Source organism: Sphingomonas sp. DBB INV C78 (assembly GCF_042693015.1).
Classification (GTDB): Bacteria; Pseudomonadota; Alphaproteobacteria; order Sphingomonadales; family Sphingomonadaceae; genus Sphingomonas_E.
Genome location: NZ_CP170544.1, coordinates 1699894 through 1712195, shown reverse-complemented (window position 1 = coordinate 1712195; position 12302 = coordinate 1699894). Strand labels below are relative to the sequence as shown.

13 protein-coding genes are annotated in these 12302 nt (G+C 65.8%); 4 read left to right on the top strand and 9 right to left on the bottom strand.

Going from position 1 to position 12302, the window contains the following annotated elements:
* Positions 1–2: 2 nt before the first annotated feature.
* Positions 3–2054, bottom strand: coding sequence for a S9 family peptidase (locus ACFB49_RS08215; protein ID WP_380878278.1), 2052 nt, complete (start codon positions 2052–2054; stop codon positions 3–5).
* A 207-nt stretch (positions 2055–2261) separates the two neighbouring features.
* Between ACFB49_RS08215 and fsa the strand changes: the two genes are divergently transcribed.
* From fsa to ACFB49_RS08200, 3 genes are all read left to right on the top strand, one after another.
* On the top strand, positions 2262–2915 hold the full coding sequence (gene fsa, locus ACFB49_RS08210; RefSeq protein ID WP_380878276.1) for a fructose-6-phosphate aldolase: 654 nt from the start codon (positions 2262–2264) through the stop codon (positions 2913–2915).
* 79 nt (positions 2916–2994) lie between these two features.
* The gene (locus ACFB49_RS08205) at positions 2995–3555 is read left to right on the top strand and encodes a DUF484 family protein (protein WP_380878273.1); all 561 of its coding nucleotides are present in this window, start codon (positions 2995–2997) and stop codon (positions 3553–3555) included.
* Positions 3540–4451 (top strand): tyrosine recombinase XerC, encoded by a 912-nt coding sequence (locus ACFB49_RS08200; protein ID WP_380878271.1) that lies wholly within the window; start codon positions 3540–3542, stop codon positions 4449–4451. Before ACFB49_RS08205 ends, ACFB49_RS08200 begins: the two co-directional genes overlap by 16 nt.
* Here ACFB49_RS08200 and ACFB49_RS08195 read toward each other — a convergent pair.
* The 4 genes from ACFB49_RS08195 to rsmI form a co-directional block, all read right to left on the bottom strand.
* Positions 4448–5047: a DedA family protein gene (locus tag ACFB49_RS08195; protein ID WP_380878269.1), complete on the bottom strand. Its 600-nt coding sequence runs from the start codon at positions 5045–5047 to the stop codon at positions 4448–4450. The genes ACFB49_RS08200 and ACFB49_RS08195 overlap by 4 nt on opposite strands.
* Positions 5040–5993: a glutathione synthase gene (gene gshB / locus ACFB49_RS08190; RefSeq protein ID WP_380878266.1), complete on the bottom strand. Its 954-nt coding sequence runs from the start codon at positions 5991–5993 to the stop codon at positions 5040–5042. Before gshB ends, ACFB49_RS08195 begins: the two co-directional genes overlap by 8 nt.
* 53 nt (positions 5994–6046) lie before the next feature.
* On the bottom strand, positions 6047–6397 hold the full coding sequence (locus ACFB49_RS08185; protein WP_380878264.1) for a YraN family protein: 351 nt from the start codon (positions 6395–6397) through the stop codon (positions 6047–6049).
* 91 nt (positions 6398–6488) lie between these two features.
* Complete coding sequence (gene rsmI, locus ACFB49_RS08180; protein WP_380878261.1) at positions 6489–7340, bottom strand: 16S rRNA (cytidine(1402)-2'-O)-methyltransferase; 852 nt, start codon at positions 7338–7340, stop codon at positions 6489–6491.
* An 11-nt stretch (positions 7341–7351) separates the two neighbouring features.
* Here rsmI and ACFB49_RS08175 point away from each other — a divergent pair, with 11 nt between their 5' ends.
* Positions 7352–8539 carry a penicillin-binding protein activator gene (locus ACFB49_RS08175; protein WP_380878259.1) on the top strand — a complete coding sequence of 396 codons (1188 nt, stop codon included), beginning with the start codon at positions 7352–7354 and terminating at the stop codon, positions 8537–8539.
* 26 nt (positions 8540–8565) lie between these two features.
* Here ACFB49_RS08175 and hemW read toward each other — a convergent pair whose 3' ends face one another.
* From hemW to dnaJ, 4 genes are all read right to left on the bottom strand, one after another.
* On the bottom strand, positions 8566–9714 hold the full coding sequence (gene hemW / locus ACFB49_RS08170) for a radical SAM family heme chaperone HemW (RefSeq protein WP_380878257.1): 1149 nt from the start codon (positions 9712–9714) through the stop codon (positions 8566–8568).
* 21 nt (positions 9715–9735) lie between these two features.
* Positions 9736–10344 (bottom strand): RdgB/HAM1 family non-canonical purine NTP pyrophosphatase, encoded by a 609-nt coding sequence (gene rdgB, locus ACFB49_RS08165; protein ID WP_380878254.1) that lies wholly within the window; start codon positions 10342–10344, stop codon positions 9736–9738.
* A complete protein-coding gene (gene rph / locus ACFB49_RS08160) occupies positions 10341–11057 on the bottom strand; it encodes a ribonuclease PH (protein WP_380878251.1) in 717 nt (238 codons plus the stop codon). The genes rdgB and rph overlap by 4 nt, the downstream gene beginning before the upstream one ends.
* Before the next feature lie 74 nt (positions 11058–11131).
* On the bottom strand, positions 11132–12256 hold the full coding sequence (gene dnaJ / locus ACFB49_RS08155) for a molecular chaperone DnaJ (RefSeq protein ID WP_380878249.1): 1125 nt from the start codon (positions 12254–12256) through the stop codon (positions 11132–11134).
* Positions 12257–12302 lie beyond the last annotated feature (46 nt).

The following is a 12302-nucleotide window of genomic DNA, read 5'->3' as shown; positions in this document are numbered from 1 at the left end:
AGTTACTTCGCTGCGTTCCGATACTTATCGAACCAGGCAATGATCGCCGATGCCTTGGCAGCCGATTGGGACGGCCGCGCGGCGATGCCACCGTGCGAGGCTTCGGGCACCTTCACCAGCGCGGTTGGAACGCCGCGGAGTTGGAGCGCCGAATAATATTGTTCGGACTCGCTGACGGGCGTCCGGTAATCCTCACTGCCGACGACGACGAGCGTGGGCGTCTTGACCTTGCCGACCAGCGACAGCGGCGAGCGCGCCCAATAAGCCTGCGGGTCCTCCCACGGCATCTTGCCGAACCAATATTTGGCGAAGAAAGGAGTGTTGTCGGCGGTGAGCACGAAGCTTGCCCAGTCGATCACCGGTTTCTGCGTGGCCGCGGCCTTGAACCGGTCGGTCTTGCCGACGATCCAGGCGGTCAGCACGCCGCCGCCGGAACCGCCCGTGACGAACAGATTGTCTTGATCGATCGAACCGGTGGCGATCGCCGCGTCGATGGCCGCCATCAGATCCCCATAATCATCGCCCGGATAGGCGTGATGGATGAGATTCGCGAATTCCGCGCCGTAGGAGGTCGAGCCGCGCGGATTGACGTAGAGCACGGCATAGCCGGCCGCCGCATAGAGCTGGTTATCGGTGGCGAAGGAGGGGCCATAGGCCGCGAACGGGCCGCCATGGATTTCCAGGATCAGCGGATATTTCTTCGCGGGATCGAAATCGGGCGGGGTGACGAGCCATGCGTCGACCGAGCGGCCATCGGCGGCCTTGACCGGGATCTGCTTCACCTGGCCGAGCGCCTTGGTGCTGAGCAGGTCTTCGTTGAGGCGGGTGAGCCGGCGCGGCTTGCCGCCATTGGCGACGGAAACGTCGGCGGGACGCAGCGCATCGCCGCTGGTGAAGGCGACGGTGCCATTCTTCGCGACGCTAAACGAACCGCCCGAGTAAGGCCGGTCGAGTCCGGTGCCGGCCATGCCGCCGGCGACCTGGGTGATCTTGCCGTCAAGCGAGACGCGGGCGACGCGCGATGAGCCATGATCGTCATACTGGATGTAGAGCGAGCGGCCGTCGGCGGCCCATTGCGCGTCGTCCACGCTGCGATCGAGGCCGGTAGTGATGGCGCGGGCATTCCCGCCATTGCGGTCCATCACGTAGAGCATCGCATTCTCGTAACCGCGATATTTGTCGTCGAAGCCGAGATAGGCGACGCGCTTGCCATCGGGCGAAACCGCGGGGGCAGCATCGGGGCCGAGACGATTGGTCAGCGCCGTCAGTGCGCCGCTGGCGACGTCGACGGAATAGATTTCGCTGTTCGCCGGCTCCCGCTCCCAATTCTTGTTGCGATCCGCGCTGAACAGGATGGAGCGGCCGTCGGGCGTCCAGGAGATCGGCCCATTATCGTTGAACCGGCCGAAGGTGAGCTGGCGCGGTGCGCTGCCATCCGCGGAAACGACGAAGAGATGATCGTAGCCGGGCTTCAGATAGCCGGCGCCATCAGCGCGATAGACGACCGAGGAGATCACTTCGAGCGGGGGCGCCCATTTCGCGCCCTCCGGCTTGGCGGGGGCGGTTCCCAGCTTCATGCCTTCGTCCGGCACCGTCATCACATAAGCGATCCGTGCGCCGTCGGGCGACCATGCGATCGAGCTCGGGCTGTCGGGCAGGCCCGTAACGCGCGCGGTGGCGCCACTATCCATCCAGCGCACGAAAAGCTGGGGCGCGCCGCCATCGGCGGTGGAGACATAAGCGAGCCGCTTGCCATCGGGCGACCAGCGCGGCTGGCTGTGCGATCCGGGGCCGGCAATCAGCGGTGTCTGGACGCCGGTGCGGGTATCGACCAGCCAAATCGTCGCGCGCGCCTTGTCCGTCATCACATCATTCGAGCGGCGGACATAGGCGATCACCGCGCCATCGGGGCGGATCTGCGGATCGGCGGCGACTTCGAGCGAGAAAAGGTCGGAGCCCTGCAGCAGCCGCTGCGGCCCTTCGGCGGGCGCGGCGATCGTAGACTGGATGGGCAGGAAGGCGAGCGCGGTTGCGGCGGCAAAACGGAGCATCATGTGACTGGCATGTCCTTGTCGTGATGCTGCTGCGTTGCGCGTTTTGGCCATGACGGCAAGTGCCTGATGTGGAGAGGATCATTGCAACTGTCCCCAGCAAGCAATCAAGCGATTCGCGGGCGCGGGCGTGACGCGCTATAGGCGCCGCCAGAATCACCTTGCCGACAACGGCAACGTCGCCACACACCGCATCCGGGAAACTGATCCATGAAGTTCTTCGTCGACACCGCCGACACCCAGGAAATCGCCGATCTGGCCGCCACGGGCCTGCTCGACGGCGTAACCACCAACCCCTCGCTGATCGCCAAGTCGGGCCGCAAGTTCGTTGAGGTGGTCGAGGAGATCTGCGGCCTCGTCTCCGGCCCGGTTTCGGCTGAAGTCGTCGCTCTCGATCACGACACGATGATGAAGGAAGCGGCGATCCTGCGGAAGATCGCGCCCAACGTCTGCATCAAGGTGCCGTTGACGGTCGACGGCCTCAAGACCTGCAAGAAGCTCAGCGACGACGGCTGCATGGTCAATGTCACGCTCTGCTTCTCGGCCAACCAGGCACTGCTGGCCGCCAAGGCGGGCGCGAGCTTCATCTCGCCCTTCGTCGGCCGCCATGACGATGTCGGCTTCGACGGCATGCAGCTCATCTCCGACATCCGCATCATCTACGACAATTATGATTTCGACACGGAGATCCTGGTGGCGAGCGTCCGCCACCCGATCCATGTGCTCGAATCGGCCAAGATCGGCGCCGACGTGATGACCGCGCCGCCGGCCGTGATCCGCGCGCTGTTCAACCATCCGCTGACCGACAAGGGCATCCAGGGCTTCCTGGCCGATTGGGCCAAGACCGGCCAGACGATCGGCTGATTTGCTTCGGCATGGCGGGCGCATTTGGCGGCCGCCATCGCCAGTAGCTTTTTAACCAAGTGTCTGTAAGCTTCTGCTTATGGGCACGCTTCTCGACTTTGAAGGTCATGCGGTCGCGTCGCTTCGGCGGCGCGTGGCCGAGGTTGAGGAAGCCAATCAGGACCTTATCGCCTTCGCGCGCGGCCATTCCGGCGCGGTTTCGGCGATCCATCAGGCGGTGCTGGCCGCGCTCGACGCGGAAGGGCTCGATCACCTCATCCATGTCATCACGCAAAGCTGGCCGCACACGCTGGGGCTGGACGCGGTTTCGCTGGCTTTGTTCGTCGAGGATCGCGCGATGCGTGCTGACGCGAGCGGCATGCAGTTCGTCGATCGCCGCATCGTTGAACGCTCGATCGCCGACATTGACGGCGTCGTGCTGCGCGGGGTGGAGCGCGGGCATCCGCTGTTCGGCCCGGCGTCCGATCTGATCCGCGCCGAGGCGCTTATCCGCCTCGACAGTGCGCCGCCGTTGCCCTCGGGTCTGCTTGCGCTCGGCCAGCGCCGCGCTCAGGGGTTCGAGACGCGCCATGGTTCGGAACTGCTGCTCTTCCTTGGCAGCGTGGTTTCGCGCATGATCGGGCGGTGGCTGCTCCCCTAGACCTTCCGGATCATCCGGCCCGGCTGATCGCCTCCGATTGGGGGCGACATCTGGCGCTCGACCGTCGTCGATCGGTGCATACCGTGCGGGCCTATGTCGCGACCGCACATCGGCTGATCGTCTTTCTCGGCCATCATCATGGGCAGTCGGTGGATGCGGCGCTGCTGACGAAGGTGGATGCGGTGGATCTGCGCGCGTTCCTGGCGAACCGACGGCAGGACGGGATCGGCAATGCGTCTGCTGCGCGAGAGCTTTCGGCGCTGCGAGGCTTCCTGAAATATGCGGTGGCCGATGCGCCACGCATTCGCGGGCCGCGCGTGAAGCGGGGCGTGCCGCGGCCGATCTCACCCGACGATGCCGTCATGCTGGCCGAAGATGCTTCCGATGCTGCCAGCCAGCCCTGGATCGCGGCGCGTGATCTTGCGGTGCTGCTGTTGCTCTATGGATCGGGCTTGCGCGTGGGCGAGGCGGTGGGCCTGACGGGCGCCGTATTGCCGTTGGGAGACGTCATTCGCGTCACCGGCAAGCGCGCCAAGACGCGGATCGTGCCGTTGCTGCCCCAGGTGCGCGCTGCGATCGACGATTATCTGGCGCAATGCCCCTGGCCCACCGGTCGCGATCTGCCGCTGTTCCGCGGTGCCCGTGGCGGGCCTTTGTCAGCCGATCTGATCCGGCGCGCGGTGCGTGGCGCTCGCGGCCGGCTGGGCCTGTCGGAACGGACGACGCCGCATGCGCTGCGCCACAGCTTCGCCACCCATCTGCTCGGCCGCGGCGCCGATCTGCGATCACTGCAGGAACTGCTCGGCCATGCCAGCCTTTCATCGACGCAGATCTACACCTCGGTCGATGCTGCGCATCTGATGGACGTCTATCGCAACGCCCATCCGCGGGCCTAACGGCTCGGCTTCCAGGTCAGCACGCGCCAGAAATACCAGAGCGCCAGCAGGAAGATGATCGCGGTCGAGACCGGCCCGATATATTCGTCCACCTCGGTATAACGCTGGCCGAGCATATAGCCGGCGGTCGCGAGCAGAGCCGTCCAGCCGGCGGTGCCCAAGGTCGACCAGAAGAGGAAGCGGCTAAGGCTCATGTGGAGCAGGCCGGCGGGGATCGACACCAGCGAGCGGATCGTCGGCATCAGCCGGCCGAAGAAGACGAAGGCGGCGCCATGGCTGTTGAACCATTTCTCGCCGCGCTGCACCTCGGCCCAATCCATCGTCAGCCACCGGCCGAAGCGATCGATCAGCGGCTTGAAACGCTGGAGGCCGAGCGCGCGGGCGAGCAGATACCAGAAGGCGTTGCCCAGCATCGCGCCTGCCGTGCCGCAGGCGATCACGCCGGCCAGCGTCATTTCTCCCTTGGCGGCCTGAAGCCCGGCGAGCGACATGATGACCTCCGACGGGATCGGCGGAAACACCGTCTCCGCGAACATCAGAAAAGCGACACCCAGATAGCCGGATTGCTCGATGAGCTGGCGAACCCACTCACCCACGGGCGGCAACCTTGGCTTCGATGGCGTCCCAGATGATCGCCGGCGTGTCGGTGCCGTTGAATCGGTCGATCGCGACTATGCCGGTGGGCGAGGTGACGTTGATTTCGGTCAGATGTCCCGCGATCACGTCGATGCCGACGAACAGCAGCCCCCGCTTGGCGAGTTCAGGCCCGATCGCGGCGCAGATTTCCAGCTCGCGCGGGGAAAGTTCGGTCGGGTCTGCACGGCCGCCGGCGGCAAGATTGGAGCGGATCTCGCCGTCCTTGGGCAGGCGGTTGATCGCGCCTGTGGCTTTGCCGTCGACCAGGACGATACGCTTGTCGCCCTTCGACACGTCCGGCAGGAAGGCCTGGACCATGAAGGGCTCGCGCCAGACCTGGCCGAACAATTCTGTGAGCGCGGCGAGATTGGCGTCCTTGCGCCCGACATGGAACACCGCGGACCCGGCATTGCCGTAGAGCGGCTTCACCACCACCTCGCCATGTTCGGCATGGAAGGCGCGGGCGTCATCCAGCCGGCGGGTGATGAGTGTGGGCGGCATGAACTCCGCATAATCGAGCACGAACAGCTTTTCGGGCGCGTTGCGGACCGATTCGGGATCGTTCACCACTAAGGTCCGGTGGCGGATGCGCTCCAGCAGGTGTGTGGCGGTGATGTAGGCGAGGTCGAAAGGAGGATCCTGTCGCATCAGCACCACATCGACATCATCGGCGAGGTCGAGGGTGACGGGATCACCGGCGGTGAAATGGTCGCCGGCTACCCGCTGCACCGTCACGGGACTCGCCGGCGCGGTCACCCGGCCATCGCGATAGCTGAGGTCGCCCGCATTGTAATGGAACAGCCTGTGCCCGCGCGCTTGCGCCAAAAGCATGATCGCGAACGTGGAATCGCCGGCGATGTTGATCGTCTCGAGCGGATCCATCTGGACCGCGACGGTAAGCGACATGGAACTGCCTCGCGCTGGTTTGGCCTGTCACCTAGGGGACAAGGCGACGAATGTCACCCGTGCCAGACATTTGTAATATGCCGGGGCCAGGCACGGGGACGGATCAGGATGACGTCGATGCGGATGAAGTCTTGCTGACGTGCGTAGCGGTGGCCCAGCATTTCCGCCGCCTGCGCCACACGGACGAGGCGTCGTCGATCAATGGAAAGATCGAGCTCGGCCTCGGTACGGCGCGTCTTGACCTCGATGAAGGCGACGGTGCGGCCGCGGCGCGCGACTAGATCGACTTCGCCCACCGGCGTGCGGACGCGTGGCCCGACGATCTTCCAGCCGTGCAGGCGCAGCCACCAGGCGGCGATCGTCTCGCCGCGTCGGCCGGTTCGCTCGGCGGCCTGTCGGCTCAATGCTCCCCCTCCCGCCTGCGGGAGGGGGTTGGGGGATGGGGATAGGTCGCGCAAGCCCACCCCCGACCCCTCCCGCAAGCGGGAGGGGAGATCAAGCCTCGTCCTTCAGCGTCATAGCGCGGGTATAGAGATCGCGCCGGGGAAGGCCGGTCGCCTTGGCGACCTCGCCCGCCGCCTTGGCCGCGGGCAGTCGGGTCATCGCCTCAATCAAGGCAGCGTCGATGTCCGCGGCTTGCGGGGCGGCCGCTTCGCCGGGCGGGCCGACGATGACGACGATCTCGCCCTTTGGCGGCGCTTCCTCATAGCGTTCCGCCAGCGAGGAGAGGGTGCCGGTCACGCATTGCTCGAACGTCTTGCTGATCTCGCGCGCGACGGCGGCCTCGCGGTCGCCCAACCCAACCGCCAATTGGGCGAGCGTCGCGGCGAGGCGGGGGCCGGATTCGTAGAAGATGAGCGTCGCGCGCACGGCCGCCACTTCAGCGATGGCGTCCGCCTTCGCTTTCTCCTTGGCGGGCAGGAAGCCCAGGAAGAAGAAGCGGTCGGTCGGCAATCCGGCGAGCGTCAGTGCGGCGATCGCGGCGCAGGGGCCGGGTATGGTCGTGACGACATGGCCTGCCGCGCGCGCATCGCGGACCAGCTTGAAGCCGGGATCGGAGATGAGCGGCGTGCCCGCATCGGAGACCAAAGCGATGGCCTGGCTGCCCATCCGCTCGATCAGTCCGGGGCGAACCTTGTCCGCATTATGATCATGATAAGGGGTCATCGGCCGCTTGGTGCCGATGCGCTGGAGCAGCTTGGCGGTGACGCGGCTGTCCTCCACCGCGATCAGATCGGCCCGCGCCAATACCGATGCGGCACGGGGCGACAGATCGGATAAGTTGCCGATCGGCGTCGCGACGATGTAGAGGCCGGGGGTCAGGGCCTCGTCAAGGGGCTGAATCATGGGATGATGTCATGGCAGAGGCCGGGTCGGGCTCGCAACCGCGTAGAACATTTCTAAGGATCGCTGGCCTCGGCCTCGCCATCTTCCTTGCAGGCTGTCAGGCCATGGTGCCGAAGACGGCGCCGCCGCCCAAGCCGGCCCCGCCCACGGAGGAGGAGCGGCCGGTCGGGCCGGGCCTGCCGACCGATCAGGAGCGGCATCGCGTCGCCCTGCTGGTGCCGATGACGGGGCCGAACGCCGCCGTCGGCCAGTCGATCGCCAATGCCGCCAACCTTGCCCTGCTGGATACCGGCGGCGCGAAGGTGCGGATCACCACCTATGACACCGCACTGGGCGCCGGCGTCGCGGCGCAGAAGGCGCTGGCGGACGGCAATCGCCTGTTCCTGGGGCCGCTGCTGGCGGAAGATGTTCGCGCGGTGGCGCCGCAGGCACGCGGCGCAAGCGTGCCGGTCGTTGCTTTCTCCAACGATGCTTCGGTGGCGGGTAACGGCGTTTATCTGATGGGCTTTTCGCCGGCGCAGTCGATCGACCGCGTCGTCCGCTTCGCGCGGACCAAGGGGGCGAGCAAGTTTGCCGGGCTGATGCCGACCGGCCTTTATGGCCGTAATGCATCCAATGCGCTGATCCATGCTGCGGAGGCATCGGGCGGCAGCGTGGTTTCGCTCCAGACCTTCGATCGCAGTCCGAAATCGCTCACGACCGCGATCGGCAAGCTGCGGCAGTCGGGTGATTATGATGCGGTTCTGATCGCCGATGGCGGCCGCATCGCCATCCAGGCCGCGCCGCAGATCCGCAAGACGGGTGGCGCCACCGCCCAGATTCTCGGCACCGAATTGTGGGCGACGGAAAGCACGCTCGCCACCAATCCGGCGATGAACGGCGCCTGGTTCGCCAGCGTGCAGGAAAATATGTATCGCCAGCTCGCGACCAAATATCGCGCGCGCTTCGGCAAGCCGCCTTATCGCCTAGCGAGCCTCGGCTATGATGCCGTGCTGCTGACGGTGCGCATCGCCGGGCAGTGGAAGGTGGGCGATCGCTTCCCGATCAAGGCACTGGCGGATGAGGGCGGCTTTGCCGGTGTCGACGGTGCGTTCCGGTTCGGATCGGACGGCGTGGCGGAACGCTCGCTGGCTGTCCACCAGATCGGCACTGGCGGCATAACCACCGTGTCACAGGCGCCCAAGGGCTTCGAGAAGTAGGTCGAACGGAGAAGGGGCGGCGGTCGTCAGTCTGCCGCCACCACCTCACCCAGGATCGCATCGAGCAGCGGCATGCCTTGCGGCGTGACTGTCAGATGCGGCCCATCGCTGGCGACTAGGCTGAGCTTTTCGAGCCGCGCGACGGCCCGTTGATCGACCAGTGCGTCCACCGCCAGCCCGCTGCGGCGTGAAACCCGTTCCAGATCTACGCCTTCGCCCAGCCGCAAACCCATCAGCAGCGCCTCCGCCGCACGGGCGGAGGAGGAGAGGGCTTCCTCGCTTTCGATGCCGTGGCCGTTGCGCGCGACTGCGCTCAGCCAGTTTTCCGGCTTCTTGCGGCGAAAGGTGGCGTGGCCGTCGCGCCGGCCATGTGCGCCTGGCCCGACGCCCAGATAATCGCCGTAGCGCCAATAAGTGAGATTATGGCGGCTTTCCTGGCCGGGCCGCGCGTGATTGGAAATCTCGTAGGCCGGAATGCCCGCCGCGGCCGTCACATCGCGCGTAAGCTCGAACAGGGTTGCGCCCATATCGGGATCGAGCGGGTGCAATTCGCCCTTGTCGACCAAAGTCGCGAAGCGCGTCCCCGGTTCGATAGTGAGCTGATAGAGCGAGAGATGGCCGGTGCCGAAGCCGATGGCATGAGCAAGCTCGGTCTGCCATGCCGCCTCATCCTGGCCGGGAAGCGCGTAGATCAGGTCGAAGCTGACCCGCCCGAAATGCCGTTGCGCGGTTTCCAGCGCGGATAGCCCCTCGTCGACGTCGTGCGCCCGTCCGAGCAGGTGGAGCGCTTCATTGTCGAGCGACTGGAGGCCCAGCGACACGCGATTCACGCCCGCCGCGGCAAGCCCGGCAAAGCGCGCAGCCTCGACCGAGGAGGGGTTGGCCTCCAGCGTGATTTCCACATCGTCGGAAAAGCCCCAGTGGCGGTCGGCCGCGCCGATTACGGCGGCCACCGTCTCAGGCCGCATCAGCGATGGCGTGCCGCCGCCGAAGAATATGGAGGTCAGACGCCTTCCGGCCGTGAGTTCCGCTTCATGGGCAAGATCGGCGAGCAATGCGTCGCGCCACGCCGCCTCGTCGATTTCGGCGCGGACATGGCTGTTGAAATCGCAATAGGGGCATTTCGAGACGCAGAACGGCCAGTGGACGTAGAGCGCGAGCGGCTCCTCGGTCACAAGCTGGCCGTCCTCATCATCTCAAAGCACCGCCGCCACCAGCTTGCGGAACGCATCCGCACGGTGGCTCATCGCGTGCTTGGCGGCCGGGTCCATCTCGCCGAAAGTGACGTCATGGTGCCACGGCTGAAACATCGCGTCATAGCCGAAGCCGTTATTTCCGCGCGGCGGCCAGACGAGCGTGCCGTCGACACGCCCCTCGAAGCTTTCAATATGGCCGTCGGGCCAGCAGACCGACAGCGCGCAGACGAAATGCGCGTCGCGCCCGGCATCGGGCACGCGGGCGAGATTATCCTCGACGAGTTGCATCGCGAGGCCGAAATCCTTGGTCTCGCCAGCCCAGCGTGCGGAGAAGATGCCGGGCTCGCCGCCCAATGCCTCGACACAAAGACCCGAATCGTCGGCGAGCGCGGGCAGGCCGGACAGGTCGGCTGCGGCACGTGCCTTCAATTCGGCATTGGCGACGAAGGTGGTGCCGGTCTCGTCGGGTTCGGGCAGGCCGAGTGAGCCGGCCGATACCGGCTCGATACCGAATGGAGCCAGCAACTCGCGGATCTCGCGCACTTTCCCCTCATTATGGCTGGCGATCACCAGCTTGCCGGGGCCGAGTTTGCGATGCACCGCGGTCACCGGCCGACGGCCTTGGCTTGCGCGGTGAAGATATCGCCGCAGCCGATGCGGGCGAGGCGGAGCAAGCGGAGCAGCGCTTCCTCGTCATAGGTCGCGCCCTCGGCAGTGGCCTGCGCCTCGGCGATGTTGCCATTGTCGAGCAGGACGAAGTTCGCGTCGGCATGGGCGTTCGAATCCTCGATATAATCGAGGTCGAGCACCGGCGTGCCTTCATAGATGCCGCAGGAGACGGCCGCGACCTGCGCCGTGATGGGGTCTTCGGCGAGCAGGCCCTGCTTGATCAGGCCATCGACCGCGAGGCGCAGCGCGACCCACGCACCCGAGATGGAGGCGGTGCGGGTGCCGCCATCGGCTTGCAGCACATCGCAATCGATGCTGATCTGGCGTTCGCCGAGCTTGGTCATATCGACCACGGCACGCAAGGAACGGCCGATAAGCCGCTGGATTTCCTGGGTGCGACCGGATTGCTTGCCCTTGGCGGCTTCACGGCTGCCGCGCGTGTGGGTGGCGCGGGGCAGCATGCCATATTCGGCCGTCACCCAGCCCTGGCCCTTGCCGCGCAGGAAGGGCGGCACGCGTTCCTCGACAGATGCGGTGACGAGAACCTTGGTGTCGCCGAATCCGATCAGGCACGAGCCTTCGGCGTGGCGGGTGTAGCCGGTCTCGATGGTGATCGGGCGCATCTGATCGGGGGTGCGGCCGGACGGGCGCATGGGCATTCCTTCATTGGTGAACTTGCCCCGCGCCTCTAGCCCCCCGCGCTGCGGGAGGCCAGTGAAAGCGTCTCTCAATCGCCGAACATGCCCTTCAGCTTGGAAAAGAAGCCACTCGCTTCAGGGCTTTCCTCGCCTGTTTCAAGCGCCCGGAATTCTTCGAGAAGTTCCTTCTGTCGCGCCGACAATTTGGTCGGCGTTTCGACGTCGATCTGGATCACCATATCGCCCTGGCCGCGGCCGTTCAGCACCGGCATGCCGGCGCCGCGCTGGCGAATCTGCTTGCCGGACTGGATGCCCGCCGGAATCCGCAGCTCATGACGTTCGCCGTCTAGGCCAGGCACCTCGATCGTGCCGCCCAGCGCGGCGGTGGTGATCGAAACCGGGCAACGCGCGAACAATGTCGTGCCTTCACGCTCGAACAATTTGTGCCGGCTGACATGGATGAAGATGTAGAGATCGCCCGGAGGCGCGCCGCGGCCACCGGCCTCGCCTTCGCCGGACAGGCGAATACGGGTGCCTTCATCGACACCGGCGGGAATGTTGACTTCGAGCGTCTTGGTCCGTTCCACCCGGCCTTCGCCGCGACAGGCGGGGCAGGGCTCGGAAATCACCTGACCGGCGCCGTGGCAGGAGGGGCAGGTCCGTTCGACCACGAAGAAGCCCTGCTGGGCCCGCACCTTGCCATGGCCCCCGCAGGTGGGGCAGCCCTTGGCGGCCGTGCCGGGCTTGGCGCCACTGCCTTCGCACGGCTCGCAATTGGCCGCGACGTCGATGCGGATTTCCGCGGCCTTGCCGTGGAACGCCTCATCCAGCGAGATTTCCATGTCGTAGCGCAGATCCGCGCCACGCCGGACATTCTGACGGCCGCCGCGGCCGCCGCCCATGAATTCGCCAAAGATATTTTCGAAGATGTCGGAAAAGCCGCCGAAATCCTGATTACCGAAACCACCAGGCCCGCCGGCGCCGCCATTCTGGAAGGCTGCGTGACCGAAACGATCGTAGGCCGATCGCTTCTGCGGGTCCTTCAGGCAGTCATAAGCGGCATTGATCGCCTTGAACTTGGCTTCCGAATCCTGGCAGCCGGGGTTGCGATCCGGATGGCACTGCATCGCCAGCTTGCGATAAGCCGTCTTGATCGTCTTGTCGTCGGCTGTCCGCTCGACTTCCAGCAGTTCGTAAAAATCGACTTCGGCCATCAGGCCCCCCAAGAATCAAAAGCCCTCTCCCCCGCAGTCGGGGGAG

Coding starts and splice junctions, on each gene's coding strand:
- ACFB49_RS08175 (WP_380878259.1), top strand. CDS start 7,352: ATGGCAGAGGCCGGGTCGGGCTCGCAACCGCGTAGAACATTTCTAAGG.
- gshB (WP_380878266.1), bottom strand. CDS start 5,993: ATGTCGCTTACCGTCGCGGTCCAGATGGATCCGCTCGAGACGATCAAC.
- rsmI (WP_380878261.1), bottom strand. CDS start 7,340: ATGATTCAGCCCCTTGACGAGGCCCTGACCCCCGGCCTCTACATCGTC.
- ACFB49_RS08205 (WP_380878273.1), top strand. CDS start 2,995: ATGGGCACGCTTCTCGACTTTGAAGGTCATGCGGTCGCGTCGCTTCGG.
- fsa (WP_380878276.1), top strand. CDS start 2,262: ATGAAGTTCTTCGTCGACACCGCCGACACCCAGGAAATCGCCGATCTG.
- rph (WP_380878251.1), bottom strand. CDS start 11,057: ATGCGCCCGTCCGGCCGCACCCCCGATCAGATGCGCCCGATCACCATC.
- ACFB49_RS08215 (WP_380878278.1), bottom strand. CDS start 2,054: ATGATGCTCCGTTTTGCCGCCGCAACCGCGCTCGCCTTCCTGCCCATC.
- dnaJ (WP_380878249.1), bottom strand. CDS start 12,256: ATGGCCGAAGTCGATTTTTACGAACTGCTGGAAGTCGAGCGGACAGCC.